General features: G+C 74.9%; 16 protein-coding genes. 6 read left to right on the top strand and 10 right to left on the bottom strand.

Going from position 1 to position 16368, the window contains the following annotated elements; all coding sequences use genetic code 11:
• Positions 1-143: 143 nt before the first annotated feature.
• A complete protein-coding gene (locus ACRWNP_RS23605; protein WP_431964484.1) occupies positions 144-1106 on the top strand; it encodes a lytic polysaccharide monooxygenase in 963 nt (320 codons plus the stop codon).
• A gap of 296 nt (positions 1107-1402) precedes the next feature.
• On the opposite strand, the gene ACRWNP_RS23600 is transcribed toward ACRWNP_RS23605, so the two are convergent.
• Positions 1403-2413 carry a questin oxidase family protein gene (locus ACRWNP_RS23600; protein ID WP_431964482.1) on the bottom strand — a complete coding sequence of 337 codons (1011 nt, stop codon included), beginning with the start codon at positions 2411-2413 and terminating at the stop codon, positions 1403-1405.
• A 415-nt stretch (positions 2414-2828) separates the two neighbouring features.
• A complete protein-coding gene (locus ACRWNP_RS23595) occupies positions 2829-3251 on the bottom strand; it encodes a nuclear transport factor 2 family protein (protein ID WP_431964480.1) in 423 nt (140 codons plus the stop codon).
• Positions 3252-3382: 131 nt separating this feature from the next.
• Here ACRWNP_RS23595 and ACRWNP_RS23590 point away from each other — a divergent pair, with 131 nt between their 5' ends.
• Positions 3383-3952 carry a PadR family transcriptional regulator gene (locus ACRWNP_RS23590; RefSeq protein WP_431964478.1) on the top strand — a complete coding sequence of 190 codons (570 nt, stop codon included), beginning with the start codon at positions 3383-3385 and terminating at the stop codon, positions 3950-3952.
• A gap of 21 nt (positions 3953-3973) precedes the next feature.
• Here the strand turns inward: ACRWNP_RS23590 and ACRWNP_RS23585 are convergent, their stop codons facing one another.
• On the bottom strand, positions 3974-4906 hold the full coding sequence (locus ACRWNP_RS23585; RefSeq protein ID WP_431964476.1) for a MerR family transcriptional regulator: 933 nt from the start codon (positions 4904-4906) through the stop codon (positions 3974-3976).
• A gap of 65 nt (positions 4907-4971) precedes the next feature.
• Between ACRWNP_RS23585 and ACRWNP_RS23580 the strand changes: the two genes are divergently transcribed.
• Positions 4972-5109, top strand: a complete 138-nt coding sequence (locus tag ACRWNP_RS23580) for a hypothetical protein (RefSeq protein WP_431964474.1) — start codon at positions 4972-4974, stop codon at positions 5107-5109.
• A 16-nt stretch (positions 5110-5125) separates the two neighbouring features.
• On the opposite strand, the gene ACRWNP_RS23575 is transcribed toward ACRWNP_RS23580, so the two are convergent.
• Positions 5126-6082, bottom strand: a complete 957-nt coding sequence (locus ACRWNP_RS23575; RefSeq protein WP_431964472.1) for a LysR family transcriptional regulator — start codon at positions 6080-6082, stop codon at positions 5126-5128.
• Positions 6083-6190: 108 nt separating this feature from the next.
• Between ACRWNP_RS23575 and ACRWNP_RS23570 the strand changes: the two genes are divergently transcribed.
• Positions 6191-6886, top strand: coding sequence for a type 1 glutamine amidotransferase domain-containing protein (locus ACRWNP_RS23570; RefSeq protein ID WP_431964470.1), 696 nt, complete (start codon positions 6191-6193; stop codon positions 6884-6886).
• Between the two features lie 41 nt (positions 6887-6927).
• The gene (locus ACRWNP_RS23565; RefSeq protein WP_431964468.1) at positions 6928-7449 is read left to right on the top strand and encodes an HD domain-containing protein; all 522 of its coding nucleotides are present in this window, start codon (positions 6928-6930) and stop codon (positions 7447-7449) included.
• Here ACRWNP_RS23565 and ACRWNP_RS23560 read toward each other — a convergent pair.
• The 3 genes from ACRWNP_RS23560 to ACRWNP_RS23550 all read right to left on the bottom strand — a co-directional run bounded on the left by ACRWNP_RS23560 (position 7400) and on the right by ACRWNP_RS23550 (position 11459).
• The gene (locus ACRWNP_RS23560; protein WP_431964466.1) at positions 7400-9595 is read right to left on the bottom strand and encodes an FUSC family protein; all 2196 of its coding nucleotides are present in this window, start codon (positions 9593-9595) and stop codon (positions 7400-7402) included. The genes ACRWNP_RS23565 and ACRWNP_RS23560 overlap by 50 nt on opposite strands.
• Positions 9596-9701: 106 nt before the next feature.
• Positions 9702-10907, bottom strand: coding sequence for a PP2C family protein-serine/threonine phosphatase (locus tag ACRWNP_RS23555; RefSeq protein WP_431964566.1), 1206 nt, complete (start codon positions 10905-10907; stop codon positions 9702-9704).
• A gap of 153 nt (positions 10908-11060) precedes the next feature.
• Positions 11061-11459: a peptidoglycan-binding domain-containing protein gene (locus ACRWNP_RS23550; protein WP_431964464.1), complete on the bottom strand. Its 399-nt coding sequence runs from the start codon at positions 11457-11459 to the stop codon at positions 11061-11063.
• Between the two features lie 534 nt (positions 11460-11993).
• On the opposite strand from ACRWNP_RS23550, the gene ACRWNP_RS23545 reads away from it, so the two are divergent.
• Positions 11994-12965 (top strand): aldo/keto reductase, encoded by a 972-nt coding sequence (locus ACRWNP_RS23545; protein ID WP_431964462.1) that lies wholly within the window; start codon positions 11994-11996, stop codon positions 12963-12965.
• 193 nt (positions 12966-13158) lie between these two features.
• Here the strand turns inward: ACRWNP_RS23545 and ACRWNP_RS23540 are convergent, their stop codons facing one another.
• From ACRWNP_RS23540 to ACRWNP_RS23530, 3 genes are all read right to left on the bottom strand, one after another.
• Positions 13159-13674 (bottom strand): mycothiol transferase, encoded by a 516-nt coding sequence (locus tag ACRWNP_RS23540; RefSeq protein WP_431964460.1) that lies wholly within the window; start codon positions 13672-13674, stop codon positions 13159-13161.
• Between the two features lie 361 nt (positions 13675-14035).
• The gene (locus tag ACRWNP_RS23535) at positions 14036-14767 is read right to left on the bottom strand and encodes a class I SAM-dependent methyltransferase (protein ID WP_431964459.1); all 732 of its coding nucleotides are present in this window, start codon (positions 14765-14767) and stop codon (positions 14036-14038) included.
• A 66-nt stretch (positions 14768-14833) separates the two neighbouring features.
• Positions 14834-16321 (bottom strand): S1 family peptidase, encoded by a 1488-nt coding sequence (locus ACRWNP_RS23530; RefSeq protein WP_431964457.1) that lies wholly within the window; start codon positions 16319-16321, stop codon positions 14834-14836.
• Positions 16322-16368 lie beyond the last annotated feature (47 nt).

Raw genomic sequence — 16368 nt, 5'->3', positions numbered from 1 at the left:
CGACTTTTCCTCTCCAGACACGATTCCCGAACGACCGGTTCCCGGGGAACCCCCCACCCGGCTGAACACCCCCCGCCGACCGTCCGTAGTACGGGGGGACATGCGTTCCGATCCACCGAACGGCAACAGGGGAGGCGGCCGGCATGGCCCCATCGCGCCACGTGCTCAGCTCCGTCGTCGCAGGCACGGCCGTCTTGCTGCCGCTGACCCTGGCGGGACCGGCCGCCGCCCACGGCGCGCCGGTGTCCCCGGTCAGTCGTGCCGCCGCGTGCGCGTCCGGAAGCGGACAGTACGCGGGGACCGCCGCCTGCCGGGCCGCCGCGGCCGCGAACGGCGGGAGCCGGCCTTTCGCGGACTGGGACAACCTCCGCGTCGCCGGGGTCGCGGGCCGCGACCGCCAGGTGATCTCGGACGGGAAGCTGTGCAGCGGCGGCCTGGCCGCCTTCCGCGGCCTCGACCTGCCCCGCACCGACTGGCCGGCCACCCGGCTGACCCCGGGCGCCGGCTTCACCATGGCGTACGGGACGACCATCCCGCACCAGGGCACGTTCAGGATCTACCTCACCAAGGAGGGCTACGACCCGAGCCGCCCGCTGACCTGGTCGGCGCTGGCGAGCGACCCCTTCGTCAAGGTCACCGACCCGCCCGTGTCCGGCGGGGCCTACCGCATCAGCGGGCGGTTGCCCTCGGACCGCACCGGGAGGCACGTCCTCTTCACGATCTGGCAGAACTCCTCGACGCCCGACACGTATTACTCCTGCTCGGACGTCGTCTTCCCGGCCGCCGCGGCCAAGGCGCCGGCCAGGCCCGCCAAGCCGGCGAGGCCCGCCCGGCCTTCGGCGACCGCGGCCACCACAACGCCCGAGGCCACCGCCTCCCGCAGTACGGCGTCCCCCTCCGCGGCCCGGACCGCCGAATCCGCCGCGGCCGCCCCGGCCTCCCCGCGGGACGCGGTCCGCACACCGGCGACCCAGCCCGTGGCCGCCGAGAGTGAGGGACCGGGACGCACCCTGACGGCCCTCGCCGGCGCCACCGCGCTCGGCGGCATGGCCGCGGTCGCCCTGCTGTTCCGGCTGCGCCGCTCGCCCGGCGCCCGGCGCCGCTAGGGCGTGCCGTCACATGCCCGCCTGCCCCGCGGCGCCTGGCACGGCACCTCGCTGCGTTGTCGAATCGTCCGAGTAGCCCACTGCGAGGACGACTCTCCGCCTTGCGATGCACCGCACCAGACACCGCGGGGCCCGCCCTCCGGGCGGCCGGCGCTCATGTGACGACACGCCCTCTTGGCCGTGTCGTCACATGCCCGACCCCGGCCTTCGGCCGGGGTCGGGCGGTGGGGGCACCTCCCAGCGGTAGCTGGGAGAGCTCCTTCGACGACACGGCCTCCATCCCGAAGGGCCGCCGCCTAACTGAGGGGTTCGCTCAGCTCGATGGCGCGCAGAGCGGCCGCCAGCGCCGGTGCGTCGCCGACGTCGAGGGCCGTGTCGGTCAGTTTGATGACGTGTTCGTCGCCGTGTGCCAGGGCCCGTTCGAAGACCTCTTCGGGAGTCGGCGTGCCCGGCGCGGCGTACGAGACCGCTTCGTCCGGTGCGTACATGGCGGTCACCGCCGCGGAGGCCGTCCAGGCGGCGCGCAGGCTCGGTACCCACAGGGCGCGCGGGAGCGCGGGCAGCGTGCGCAGGACGGCGTTGGGGGCCGTGGCCGCGTGGACCAGCATCGTCTCCTCGCCGTGGCCGTGGGTGGCGTACCGGTGGGTGGCCGCCCGCACCAGTTCGGTGAGGCGGTCGCGGGCCTCGTCCGGGTCGGTGATCCCGGCCGCCCACACCGGCAGGCCCGTGACGCGGTCGAGCCGGGCCGGGAAGCCGCCGTCCCGTACGGCGATGGGCGCCACGGCGTCGAGAGCGGCGGCCGCGCTGCCCGCGCCGGGCAGCGGCGTGGGGTCCGTGACGGGGTGGTGGCGGGCGGCCCAGTAGCCCAGGCCGTGGGCGAGTTCGGCCAGCCGCGGTCCGGTGCTCTCACCGGCCAGCAGGGTGCGCACGGCGTGGCCCACCCGGATCACCGGGTGCGTGGAGCCGCCGTGGATGCCGGGCAGGAGGCGGGGCCACCACTGCGTGAGCACCTCTTGCCAGGGCTGCCCTGCGATCTCCCGGCCGAAGTAGCCGATCCAGTCCGCGGCGCGGCGTGGATCGCCGAGCGCGGAACGCCAGTTGCCCTCCGTGACCGGTTCGACGGCGGACGGGAACTCCTCGAGCTTGTGTGCGTACAGGTCGAGCCAGCGGTGCACCGCACGGGCCTGTCCGTGGGCGGCGAGGGCCTCGACGGCCATCGGCGCGTGATTGGTGAGCCGTCCGAGCCGTTCAGGCCCCGATCCGTGCAGCCGCTGGAGCGCCTCGTCCAGGGTCCCTGTCGTATCCATGGCCAGGACAGTAGGCGGGGCGCCGCGGCGGCGTAACCGGCCGCGGACGTAGGACCGGACCTAGGTCCGCTGCCGGGTTCAGGCCGGTGGGTGGCGCCGCTGTGGCCCACGCCCACGCCCACGGAACCGGCCGGGCGGCTCCAGGCCCACGGCGCCGTGCAGATGAGACCAGACCCGGCACGCCGGGGCCGGCGCGTGCAGGCGCGGACGGGGGGTGTGCCCGGCGGCCGACTCGGCGGCTTCGGGCGTGGCGGTGGCCATGCCGTCGTCGGCGTCGCGGACCAGCGCGCTCAGCGGCTCGTCCCGGCTCGCGAAGCGGCGACAGGGCGAGCGGGGCGCTCGACGCCGCCCTCGCCTGGTGCCGCGGACTGCTCGCGGGCCGGTGACGGCCGCGCCCTCCTCCTTCGCCGGGCCCCTACGGCGCCGGGACGAGACCGTCGGCGACGAGGCCGGCCAGGACGGCCTCCCCGAGCGCGTGCACCGCGGACCGCGGACGCACCATCACGGTGAACTCCTTGATGAGGTCCGCCTCGTCGACCTGCAGCAGGTCGATGCCGTGGATGTCCCTGCCGCCCACGGTGGCGCGGAACACCAGCACCGTCGACGGCGCCTCGGTGCCGTCGGCGCTGGTCTCGACCGTGCCGTCGAGGGTCCCGACGTAGTGGAAGTCCTCGAAGGTGCGCAGCAGGACGCCGAAGAGCCCAAGCACCATGGGCTTGCCCTCGAACGGCGTGAACTTCACCGGGCTGTAGAGGCGGATGTCCTCGTGGAGCAGCTCGTCCAGCGCGCCGAGATCGCGGCGCTCGACGGCGGACCGGAAGCGGTCGGCGGCTGTCATGGCTCCTCCTGGTCGTCCGGCTCCGGACGTCGACACTCAGAACATTGATTACTCCGTTTCTTGAGTATCATGGGGCGCGGCCACACGGAAGAGCGAGGCACGGCCGGACAGGCGGACGGAAGGGAGCGGGGATGGCCCTGCGGCACGCGGTGCTGGCCGCGCTCCTGGACGGGGAACTCAGCGGCTACGAGCTGGCGAAGGCTTTCGACATCGGGGTGGCGAACTTCTGGCACGCCCTGCCGCAGCAGCTCTACGCGGAGCTGGCCAGGCTCGACAAGGAGGGGCTCATCGCCGGCCGGGAGGTCGTCCAGGACAGCCGGCCCACCAAGCGCCTCTTCCACGTCACCGAGGCCGGGGTCGCCGAGCTGGAACGGTTCGCGGCGGCGGTCGGCAAACCCTCCTTCGTCCGGGACGACCTGCTGGTGGCGGTACAGGCCGCCGACGTCGTGGACGCGGGGGAGCTGATCGCCCGGCTCGGCGAGCGGGCCGCCTTCGCCGACGCCAAGATCGAGCTGTTCGAACGGCTCCTGGTGCGGATGCGCGGCGGCCGCACCGAGGAGGAGTTCCTCGGCCGCGGCCGCCGCGTCGGCCCCTACCTCACCTGCCTGCGGGGCCTCGCCTTCGAGGAGGGCAACCGGGACTGGTGCCGGCGGGCCGCCGAGGTCCTTCGGCTGCGCGCCCGCGTCGCCGAGGAGCGCTGACGGGCCGCCGCGCCGGTTTCGTCACGCCCGCAAGGCGGCCGTCAGCCACGCGACGGCCGGGGCCAGCGCGGGCGGTGCGTCCTGGCCGGCCACCTGCGCCAGCAACTGCCAGTAGCGCTCGTAACGGGAGTCGTGGGAGATCTCCAGCCGTTCGGCCAGCCATGCCCGGAACTCGGGGCCGTCCGCCCGGCCCGACAACTGCGCGTAGACGCCGACGAGTTCCTCCACGACGGGCCGGGCCGACGCCGAGGCCGGGTCGACACCCGCCGCTACAGCGCCGCCCGCGCGCTCCCGCAGCAGTTCGGCCGTCCGGCGGGCCGCCGCCGGGTCCGGCTGCCCGCCTTCGGCGAGCGCACGGCTCTGGTCGGCGACGGCGCGGCGGACGCCGGCCCTGAACTCCTCGTCCTGGATCAGCTCTGCCAGCTCCACCCAGGCGCCCACCTGCTCCGGCGCGGCGTCGTCGGGGAGTTCGGGCATCGCGGCGCGCATCATGGCCGGGAAACCGGGGTCGACGTCGATGCCGCTCACGATGTGGTCGACGAACTCGTCGACGAGGCGGCGGCGTTCACGTTCCGAGAGGGTGGCGAGTCGGTGCATCAGTTCCGTCTCCTGTGGTGAGGCCCCGCGCCCCGCGACCGTCCGCAGCACCGTCTGGCGGATCCGCAGCATACGGATCTGCACCTCCAGAGCCTCGGCGTGGGCCGCGGCGACCTCGGCGACGGTGACCTTGCTGTCCAGGATCGAATGGACGGAGGCGAGGTCGATGCCGAGGTCGCGCAGCGTGCGCACCAGGGCCAGACGGTCGAGCGCGGCACGGTCGTAGAGCCGGTAGCCGGCGGGTGTCCGATCGGTCGGCGGCACCACCCCGGTGTCCGACCAGTACCGGATGGTCTTGACCGTCAGACCGGTCAGCCGGGCCAGCTCACCGATGGTGTAGAGGGTGTCGTCGTCCATGTCCGCCATCCTGGGGTCTCCCGCCGCGGGAGACTCAAGCATGCGCCCCGGGCGCTCGCGCGCTCATGTCGCGATGCGTCCGCCGGGACGGCCGTGGTCTGACGCGCCGCGGCTTCGCGGCCGCCGCGGGCGTGCAGGCGGCCTCCCTGGCGGGGTGGCTCGTGCCGGTGCTGGTGCTCGCCCTGAAGCCGCTCGCGTCGTGACCGCCGACGCCGCACGTCACCAGGCGCGGGCCTCGCGCAGCAGCAGGTCGCGGACGAGGCCGAGGTGGGGGTGATGGCCGGAGCCCGGGCGCTGGACCAGGTAGGCGGTGTTGATGGGCGGGTCGGCGGGGTCGAGCAGCGGCACGAGCGTCCCCTCCGCCAGGGCGGCGGCGCACAGGTAGCGGGGGAGGACGGAGAAGCCCGCGCCCGCGGCGACGGTGGCCAGCACGCCGCGCAGGTCCGGGACGGTCACGGCGGCCTGCCCGGTGAGGCGGCGGCCGAAGACATGACGCCAGTAGCGGCGGGCGATGGGCAGGTCCTCGGCGTACGAGACGAGCGGGACGCCGCTCAGCGCGCCGGGACCGCCGGACGCCACGTCCAGCCGGGCCGCCCGTGACGGGGCGGCCACCAGCACGAACTCCTCGTCCATAAGAGGGACGGCGCTGAGCAGGCGGCCCCGCGGGCGGTGCGTGGAGATCACCAGGTCGTGCTGTCCGGCCCGCAGCGACTCCAGCAGGTCGTCGGTGAGCCCGGTGCCGATCCGCAGCCGTACGCCGCGCTCCACGAGCGGTGCGAGCGCCGGCAGCACGCGCTCGCACAGCAGCTCCGCCGGGCCGCCGAGGCGGACCGGCTCGGCGGGCAGGTCCGCGTCCCCGTGCCCGCGGTCGGCGACGGCGGCGAGCGCGTCGAGCGGCTCGGCCACCCGGCCGGCGAGCTCGTCGGCGAAGGGCGTCGCGGCGACCCCGCGGGGCAGCCGCTCGAACAGTTCCCGGTCCAGTTGCCCTTCGAGCGTACGGATCTGGGTGGTCACCGTCGGCTGGGAGAGCCCCAGGAGCCGCGCGGCGGCGGTGAAGGAACCGGCGCGGTGCACCGCCAGGAAGGTGCGCAGCAGCGTCAGGTCCAGCGATCCCCCTCCCGGGGCCCGGTGCTCCGGGCGCATTCCCGGCGACCCATTGGAATCCGTATGGCTCATGGTAGTGATCCTATTGGAATCCAATGGGAGGTCCGCCCTACCGTCGTGCTGTCGGCCCGCACCGAAGCGGGTCGGCGGCAACCGAGCACCCCAAGGAGACCTGACAGCATGGCGAAGATCCTGTTCGTCCTGACCGGCGCCACGTCCTGGACGCTGTCCGACGGCACCGGGCACCCGACCGGCTTCTGGGCCGAGGAGGCCGCGACCCCCCACCGGATCCTCACCGCCGCGGGGCACGAGGCCGTGGTCGCCACCCCGGGCGGCGTCGTCCCGGCCGTGGACCGGGCGAGTCTGGCCGCCGAGGTCAACGGCGGGGAGGAGGGCGCCCGGGCCGTCGCCGAGGAGCTGGAGACGATGACGGCGCTGCGGCACCCGATCAAGCTGGAGGAGGCGGACCTCGACGACTACGCCGCCGTGTTCTACCCCGGCGGGCACGGCCCGATGGAGGACCTCGCCGTCGACCCGGTCTCCGGACGCCTGCTGACCGCCGCCCTCGACTCGGGCAAGCCGCTGGGCATCGTCTGCCACGGCCCCGCGGCCCTGCTCGCCGCCGAACGCGCCGATGGCAGCTGGCCCTTCGCGGGCCACCGGCTGACCGCCTTCAGCAACGCCGAGGAGACCCAGGCCGGACTCGCCGACCGGGCTCCCTGGCTCCTGCAGGACCGCCTGGTCGCCCTCGGGGCGGACTTCCAGGAGGGCGAGCCGTGGGCGCCCCACGTGGTGTCCGACGGCAACCTGATCACCGGTCAGAACCCGGCGTCCTCCGGCCCGCTGGCCGAGCGTCTGCTCGCCGCGCTGGGCTGAGGCTGGACCAGCCCGCCCGGCGCCCCCGAGGATGGGGTGCCATGAAGGTGGAGAGCGTGGCCGACGCCGACGCCCTGGCGTGCCTGGCGCACGAGGGCCAGACCGACCGCATCGGCGTCCCCTACATCGAGCACGTCCGGGCGGTCGCGGCGGGGCTCGCCGCCTTCGGCCCCGAACTGCAGATGGCCGGTCTGCTGCACGACGTCATCGAGGACACCCCCTGGACCGCCGGCCGGCTGCGCGCCGCCGGCGTCCCGGACCGGGTCGTCGCCGTCGTCGAGCAGGTCACCAACGAGCCGGGCGTGCCCTACGAGGACAAGCTGCGGCGGATCGCCGCCTGCCGCGAGGCGGCCCTGGTGAAGATCGCCGACAACGCCCACAACAGCCATCCGGACCGGGCCGCACGCCTCGACGAGGCGCAGCGGCTGCGGCTGGCCGCCAAGTACCGCCGAGCACGCGCGATCCTGTGGCCCGCGGTGCCCCGTGAGGACGTCGCCACGATCCTCGCGGCCGTCAACACTGCGCTGCTGCCGGACCTCCCGCCGGCCTGCGGAGCGCGGTGACCACCCGCTGCAGGCCGGCCAGCCAGATCGCGGCGTCGACGGCGTAGTACAGCAGCGGGTCCGGGGCCCGGCCGCCCGAGGCCGCGCAGACGTCCGCGATGACGGTGTGGTCGGTCGGCACGCTCCGCTGCGGGGCGTCGTCGGGCGCCGGACGCATGGCCCCCGAGCGCAGGTCGTACGTCAGCGGCAGGGTCGTCAGCCGCAGATGGTGCGCCGCGTCCCGCAGGTGCGCGGCGCTGAGGGGCCACGCCGCCAGCGCGCCCGGCGGGCAGTGGTCCACCAGGGTCTGCCCCATGGTGAGGACCCGGTTCCCGGCCAGCACGATCGCCTGGAAGTCCGTCGGCAGGGGCGGGCCCGCGCCGGGGGTGTCGCGTTCGGTGGCGAACTGCGCGTAGCTCGCCTCCGCGATGAGCTGGGCGAGCCGGGCCCTCCGCAGCGCGTCACCCATCGTCCCGGTCCCGGTGATGCAGTCGGTGATCTGGGTGACCGCCCGGGTTCCCTGGTCCAGCAGCCGCGAACAGGCCCGTCCCAGCTCGCCCGTGCCGCCCCGCGGCCAGGCCAGCAGTCCGACGAGGATGCCGGTCAGCGCGCCCGTGACCACGTCCACGATCCGGAACGCGGCGAATTCCGGACCCGTGGGGGCGATCTGCGTGAAGGCGGTGGCCACCGCGACCGTGAGGAAGGCCTGGCTCCACCCGAGACCGAGCACCGGCCCCGCGGTGAACGCCAGGAAGAACACCGGCGGCATCGCGACCGCGTACACCAGCGGCCGGTCGCCCACGAACAGCAGCAGCGCCGCCGCCAGCGCGGCCCCCACCACCGTGCCCCGCACCGCGGGGAGTACGGTCGTACGGGTACCGGCGGCACTGGTGCGCATCACCGTCAGGGTGGTCAGCAGCGCCCAGAAACCGTGCGACAGTTCGAGCCCACCCGCGATCAGCCGCGCCACGGCGAGGGCCAGCGCGATGCGCACGGCGTTCTGGAAGTAGACCGAGCGCGGCGTGAGATGGACCCGCATCCGGTGCCCGTACAGCGCGACGGGCGACTGCCCCGCGTACCAGAACGGCCCCAGCCGTTCCGCGGGCCGGGTCGCCTCGGGCCGCACGGGCGCGCCCAGCGCGATCCGCACGGAAGTCACCAGGAAGGCCGCGGTGTACGCGATGTCGAGCGCGATCGCCCCGTCCCGCACCGTCGTCGCGGAGGCCGCCCCGGACACCGGCCGGCGGACCCGGTGCTCCTCGAAGGCCGTCGCGGCGGCCGCGCACGGGGCGACCGGGGGCGCCGGGCTCTCGCCCCTCAGGGCCAGGGCGGCGCCGTGGCAGGCGGTGGCCGAGGCCAGCAGCATCCGTGACCGCGCGGGATCGGGACCCGGCGTCCGCTCCGCCGCGTCCTCGGCCAACTGCCCGGTCTGCGCGAGCAGGTGCCGCACGTACGCGGCCCCCTGGCACAACGCCCGGTCGCGCGCCCCCGCCGACACCGGTCGCTCGTCCTTCGGCACGTGGCTCATGCGCAGTTGCTGCGCCGTCTCCAGCAGATGTTCCGGACGCTCGGACACCACCGGCGGCTCCAGCGCCAGCGCCCGCAGCGCCCGCGCCGCGGTCTCGCACGCGTGGGCGAGCCGGTCCTGGTAGCGGCCTGGCGACGGGTCCGGCCACACCGACACCTCGGCCGCCGCCATCAGCAGCACGCCGACCACCAGTCCGGACAGGCGCAGGCCCAGCGTCTGCGGCTGGTACGGGGGAAAGCACGGCAGGATGTAGAACAGCTGCAGGCCGTTGGCGAGCCCCACCAGCTTCGGCCCGCCCACCCCCGCGTACGTGACCGCGAAGCCGACCCCGAGCATTCCCAGCGCCGCCGTCCAGTCGCTCACGGCCAGTGCCGTGCCCAGGGCGACCAGCAGCGCGGCCACCGGCAGCGCGGCCAGCAGCGTCCGGGCACGCTCGCCCGGCGTACCGGGCACGTACGACAGGGCGCCGGAGGCGACCGCGCCGAAGAGGGCGTAGATCGCGACGATCGGGTCGCCGAAGCCGTAGCGCGCCACGAAGAAGCTCAGGCACGCCACCAGCGTCACCCGCGCGGCACGGCGCACCGCCCGGAGGCCCGGATCACGCGCCCGCACCCACTCCAGCCCACCGCGACCGGGCACTCGCGGCCTCCTCGCTGCTCGGGTCCACGACTCGCCGGACCCCTTCAGATCACCGTAGGCCGGGCAGGACCGCCCGGCCACCGCGTGGCCCGGCGGCGTCCGCGCCTCACAGGCGTACGGTGACCAGCGCGATGTCGTCCGCCGCGCCCCCCGTGACGCCCAGCCGGGCCAGCAGGGCGTCCGCGAGTCGCTCGGCGCTGAGCTCGGGCTGCTCGGCGAGCGCCGTGGTCAGCCGGGCCAGGCCGGTGTAGATGTCCTCCTTGCGGCGCTCGATCAGCCCGTCGGTGTAGAGCACCAACGTGTCCCCCGGGCGGTACGGCACGACCGCCTGCGGGCGGGCGACGGGGGAGGGACGGGCACCCAGGGGCGGGTCGGTGGCCTGGTCCAGCAGCTCGCAGCGGCCGTCGCCGTGGAGCAGCACCGGTGGGGGATGCCCGGCGCTGCTGTAGCTGATCGTGTGTCGCGCCTTGTCGATCAGGGCGCTGACGGCGGTGGTGGCCACCGCGCCGTCGACGCAGCGGGCGTACAGGCCGACGACCTCCAGGGCCCTCGCGGGACCGTCGACGGTGCGCATCGCCGCGCTCAGCGCGCTGCGCAGCATCCCCATGACGCTGGCGGCCTCCAGCCCGTGGCCCACCACGTCGCCGACCGCCACCGCGTAGCAGCCCGGCGAGAGGTTGACCACGTCGTACCAGTCGCCGCACACGTTCAGCGAGCCCGCGGCCGGCAGGTAGCGCACCGCGATGTCCTCGTGCCGGGCCAGATCGGGCGAGTGGAGCATGGCCTCCTGCAGCGTCAGGGCGACCTGCCGTTCCCGGGCGTGGGCCTCGCGCAGCTGGTCGTTGAGGCGCTGCAGTTCGCGGGCCCGCGCGTACAGCTCGGCCTCCATCGCCTGCTCCCGCTCGCTCAGCTCGGAGCCCTGCAGCCCGTGCCGGTGCCGGCGGGCCTGGACGAACGCCGTCACGTCCTCCACCCGGTGGATGATCCACGCCACGGTACCGTCCGGCCCGAGGACGGGGGTGTTGATCGGGCTCCACCAGCGCTCCTCGAACCTCCCGGGCTCGGCCGTCACCGGGATGTCGTACTTCTGCGGCGCCATCGTGTCGCCCTCGCGGGAGGTCAGCACCCGGTGCAGGGAGGCGCTGAGGTTGCGCACCCCGTCGGCCAGCGGGTCGGCGGGGTTGTCCGGGAACGCGTCGAAGATGTACTGCCCGATCAGGTCGTCCCGGGTGCGCCTGGTGGCCTCCAGGTAGGCCCGGTTGACGCCCACGATGACGAGCGTCGCGTCCAGCACCAGGTAGGGGCTGGGCATCGCCGCGAACAGCGCACCGTAGTCGATCTGCGGTGTCGCCTCGGTGTGCTGCTCGTCGTCCCCCCTGTCCGGCAGGGTCACCCGACCAATCTATAAAACGTTCGCCCGGGCGGCCCGCCCAGCGACCCCGGGCTTGGCCGGGCGTCCGCGGGATCAGCCCGAGGCGAGCGAGGTACGGGACTCCAGGTCGCGCCGCGTGGCGTCGCCGTACTCGCCGCTCTCGTCGCCGCGGACGCCGTACCAGACCTGGAAGCGGGCGACGGCCGCGGCGAGGCGCCGGTCGAACCGGCCGTCGACGGCACCGCCCGCGTACACGTCCGGGATCCGCAGCAGCCGGGCCTGGAGCTCGCTGACGGCCGGTCCGGAGTCGCCCTCGCGGAGCACCCCGCCGACGGCGCCCGTGCCAGGGGAGCCGGGAGCGGCGGCCGTGGGCGCGCCGGACGCGGCGGGGGCGGCCCCTTGCGAGGGGCCGCGATGGAGGACGCCGGGGGAGAACAGGGCGAGGGCGAGGGCGAGGGCGAATCCGGCGGCGCCCCCGGTACCGGTGAGCACGGCGAGGTCGCAACGCTCGCGTGGTGCGGGGAGAGCGGCGGAGCCGTCCCGTCCGCCCCACCGCCCGGGGATCCGTTCCGTGGGGCGCGGACCTCGGCGGGGGCGGCGCGGTGCGCGGCAGCGGCTGGGTGTCGGGACCGTCCTCCCGGGGCGGGGTGGATCCGCCGGCGGGGCGGAAGAGGCCGAGGGAGTCCTCCCACGGCTCGTCCGGCCCTCCGGCCGTCTCCCGCGCGGGGATGACGCGCGTCGGCTCGATCATGCGGCGCCGTGACGGTCTTCCGCCGGACGGGTTCGGCACAGCGGTCCCCCTGTTCTCCCCCCTTCATCCGTTACGGGCCGACCACGTGAGGACCGCCGGTGGGCGCAGGCTCCGGGAATCGCCGAATTCGCCGCGGCCCGGGCATCGTTGGGGTATGCGTGCGGCCGGCCCGGCGGCGCCGGCGCGGAACCCTGATGACCTTGTGCGGGCCCGTCGCCTATCGTCGTGGCTGCGGAGACCGCTCCGCGGGTGACGGCACCGAGTGGAGGACGACTGTGCGCTACCGGGACCTGGGACGCAGTGGGCTGAGGGTGTCGGAGATCGGCTACGGAGCCTGGGGGATCGGGGCGTCCGCGTGGGTGGGCGCGACCGAGGACGAGTCCGTACGCGCCCTGAACCGCGCCGTCGACCTCGGGGTGAACCTCATCGACACCGCCCGCGGCTACGGCGAGAGCGAGCGGATCGTCGGGCAGGTCGTCCGCGAGCGCGCCCGGGCCGGCGATGAGATCCTCGTGGCCACCAAGGTGCCTCCGAAGAACCGCCTGTGGCCCGCCCCCGACGGCGTCGACCCCGCGGAGGCGTTCCCCGGCGACCACATCCGCGAGAGCCTCGACACCAGCCTGCGGGCCAGTGGGCTCGACCACTTCGACGTGCTCCAGTTCCACGTCTGGAGCGACGAATGGGTCGGCCGCGGGGACTGGGCGGAGGCCGTCGCGGACCTGAAGCAGCAGGGCAAGATCCGGCTCTTCGGGGTGTCGGTCAACGACCACGAGCCGGACAACGCCCTCGCCCTGGTCCGCAGCGGGCTCGTGGACACGGTGCAGGTGATCTACAACGTCTTCGACCAGGCGCCCGCGGACGCGCTGCTCCCCGCCTGCCAGGAGCACGGCGTCGGCGTCATCGTCCGGGTAGCCCTCGACGAGGGCGGCCTGACCGGCCGGATCACCGCCGGGACCACGTTCCCCGAAGGCGACTTCCGCAACCGCTACTTCCGCGACGACCGTCCCGCGCAGGTGGAGCGGCACGTGGACGCCATCGTCGCCGACCTCGGCATCGACGAGGACGACATGGCGGAGACCGCCCTGCGCTTCGTGCTGAGCGCCCCCGCGGTCTCCACCGTCATCCCCGGCATGCGGTCGGTGCGCAACGTCGAGCGGAACACGGCGCTCAGCGACGGACGCTTTCTGACGCCGGAACAGCTCGCGGTCCTGGCCCGGCACCGCTGGGAGCGCAACTTCTACGGCTGACCGGCCCGACCGCCCGCGGCATGAACGCCCCGGCCGGGGGAAGGCGCGCTTCCGGACGGAACGGCTCGTTCACGGAGGTGGCCATGGCAGCCTCGACGGCTCACGCCGACCCGCCGGAAACGTTGCGGACCGATGTGCCGGCCCGGCTGGGCCCGCCCTCCGGGCGGGCGGCGCTACTTTGACGACAGGGCCACTAGAGCGCGCCGCGTTCCACGCAGCCGCGCAGGAACGCGGCCTGCCCGGCGTGCTGCAGGTCGTCCGACACCACGCTGACCAGCCGTACCGCGAGCGTCACCGGAGGATCCCAGCTGGTGTCGACGACGCGCGGGAAGTCCGTCTCGCGCAGCGTCCGCAGATAGCCCAGGGTGTGCTCGTACACCGCGTCGTGATAGCCGGTCAGCAGCTCGCCCGACTCCACGCGCAGCGCGGCGACGTCCTTGGGGCGGTGGCCGTACCCGGTGTCGTACGGCGCGAAGGGCAGACCGAACCGGTCGGCCCAGCCGCCGTCGGTCCACAACTGCCCGGTGCCGGCGACGCCGGCCACGTGATCGTCCTGAACGCGCGTCAGGTGCCAGATCAGCCAGGCGATCGAGTTCGCCCCCTTGTCGGGGCGCGCGTGCAGGGCGTCCAGGGACATGCCCTCGACGGCCTCGTGCACGGTCTCCTGGATCCTGCCGAAGGCGTCGGCGAGCAGGTCTGCGCTCTTCATACGTGCTCCCTCGTGCTCCCTCGGTCTCCTGCGCCGGGCGGCCCCCCGGTGCCACTCAGCCCACGCTAGGCGTGCCGCCCCGCCACGGCCACCAGACACTCCAGCACCCGGCGCGGCGGCTGACTCGCGGCACCGTGCGGGCGGCGGCACACGCCCCGGCTCCGCCCTTGCCTCCGCGGAGGTACGCGGTCGCGCGGCTCAGCCTCGCGAGCTCCACCGGCGGCCCTGTGCCTCGTGCCGCCGGTGGCCCTTCCGGTCGCCTTCGTCCGCCTGGGTGAGTCCCCCGGCCCGCCGAACTCGTGGGCGTCGTCCTGATCGACCGCGGGCGGCCGGCGGCGCCGGGGGCCGGCCGGACCGCGCGTCAGCGGATCGCCAGGACCAGGGTCACGACGTAGTGCTCCTCCATCATTCCGTCCGGGAAGTGCCGCAACAGGCGCTCTCGTTCGGCGGCGAGGAAGACCCGGGCACGTTCCTCGCCGAGCACCAGGAACGCCGACTGGGTGCCGATGTTCGCCAGATGCACCTCGACGGGCACCCGCCGGGACCACGGCAGCCGGTGCTCGGCGAACCCCGGCCCGTCCGGCAGCCGCCCCGAGCGGGGATGCGACAGCGGCCCGAAGAACCCGCCCAGCCGCTCCTGCTCGGCGGCGATCCACGGCACCGAGACGTCGGGGTCGTTGCGCCACAGCGCGAACGCGCCGCCCGGCCGGAGCACTCGCAGGGCCTCCGGAACCGACCGCCGCGGATCGGTCCAGTGCCACGCCTGGGCGTAGGTCACGAAGTCGAAGGCGCCGGAGGCCAGCGGCAGCCGGTCGCCGTCCCCACGCACCAGGCAGACGTCCGGCAGGTCACGGCGCAGCTCCGCGGCCATGCCGTCGCCGGGTTCCACGGCCACGACCCGGGCGCCGCGCTCGTGCAGCAGCGCCGTGGCGATACCCGTCCCCGCGCCCACGTCGGCGACCAGGGCACCGCGCAGCCGGTGCCCCGCGAGCTCCTCGACGGCATCGAGGAGGGCCGGCGGGTAGGAGGGACGGTTCGCGGCGTACCGTCCGGCTGCCCGGTCGAAGGAGCGGGAGCGAGGTGAACTGGTCATGCCCCCATGATCCTCCGCCCCGGCCGGCCGCAGGGCGCGGTCCCGTGCGGGTCCGCGGCCGGCCGGTCAGTCCCAGCGTCCGGATCCGTGGGCCGCGGCACCCGCGGCGGGCCGGATCCACCGCGTGGCCAGGAACGCGAGGCAGCTGACGGCGGCGATGAGCAGACCGGGACCGATGCCGCCGCCGCTGCCGATCGCGCCCAGCGCGGTCGGATCGCTCGCGGTGCCCGGGTAGACCGGCGCGCCACCCGGAGCCGTCGGCGCCCCGGGCGCCCCGGGAGCCGCCTGCCGCGCGCCCTGGCCGTTGCCGGAGCCGCCGGAACCGCCCCCCGAGCCGCCGCCCGCCTCACGGGTGGGGGAGCCGGCGAAGGCGGGCGGTGCCGCGCCCGGCGCGTCCGCACCGGCGGGCGGCGCCGGGGCGTCACCGCTGTCCGTGGCGCGCGGCAGGCTCACACCGAGCGCCGCCATCGCCGTGGTCACCGGCTGGAAGAACGTGATCCCGCCGGCGGTGCAGTCGCCGCTGCCGCCCGAGGTGATCCCGAGCGCGAAGCCCTGGGCGAACAGCGGGCCGCCGCTGTCGCCGGGCTCGGCGCACACGGAGGTCTGTATGAGACCGCTGACCGTGCCCTCGGGGTAGTTGACCGTCGCGTTCAGCCCGGTGACCTGACCGGAGTGCAGCCCGGAGGTGCTGCCGCTGCGGAAGACCTCCTGCCCCACGAACGGGTCGGCCGCGCCCGTGATCCGCGCCACGCGTCCGGCGCCGACCCCGACGACGCTGCTGTGGTCGGAACCGTCGTTCTGGTACTGGACGAGCGAGAAGTCACCGCCGGGGAAGGAGGTCGAGACGGTGGTGCCGACGGGGTTGGTCCCCTGGTTGTCGGCGAACCAGCCGGTGCCCGGCGGGCCGCAGTGGCCGGCCGTCAGGATGAAGTCCGTCGTGCCGTTGGTGACGTTGAAGCCCGCGGAGCAGCGACTGCCCCGGGTCAGGATCGGCGCGGCGCCCGCGGTCCTGGTCGTGAAGGAGGCCTCGGTGCGCTCCATGCGCACCTGCCCGCCGATGCCGTCCGCCACGGACCGCAGCCGTGCCCACCACTCGGCGGAGACCGTACTGTCGGCCAGCACGACGACCTCGTTGGACACCGGGTCGACCGACCATGCCGTGCCCGGTACGCGCGGGGCCTCGCGCAGCCGCCCGGCCGCGTTCCGCAGGTCGCGCATGCTGTAGCGGACGACCTTTGCCCGGGCGCCCGCCCGGGCGACCTCGGCCGCGGTGTCCTCGTCGGTCACGGCGACCACCGGGCGGCCCTCGTCGTCCACCCAGCTCCCGCCCGTCCGGACGTCGCCGAGGCGCGCCGCCAGATCTCTGGCCAGGCCCGCCGCGTCCGTCGCGCCCTGCGCGCCGGCCGGGGCGTCCAGGACCTGGCTGCCGCCCCTGGTCCGCGTGCCGTCGGGGGCCGCCCCGAAGGCCTGCGACATCATCACTCCGCCGCAGACGACTCCCGCGACGGCCACGAGTCGCAGCGCGCGCTGCACCTGACGCCGTGTGCGCCTCACCGTGCCCCCAATATCCGCTTCCGTACTGCAGGTCACCGGCATGGACT

The sequence above is a fragment of the Actinacidiphila sp. bgisy160 genome (genome assembly GCF_965342435.1).
Taxonomy (GTDB): Bacteria; Actinomycetota; Actinomycetes; order Streptomycetales; family Streptomycetaceae; genus Actinacidiphila.
The sequence above is the reverse complement of the archived record's forward strand: the minus strand, read 5'-3'. Positions and strand labels throughout refer to the sequence as shown.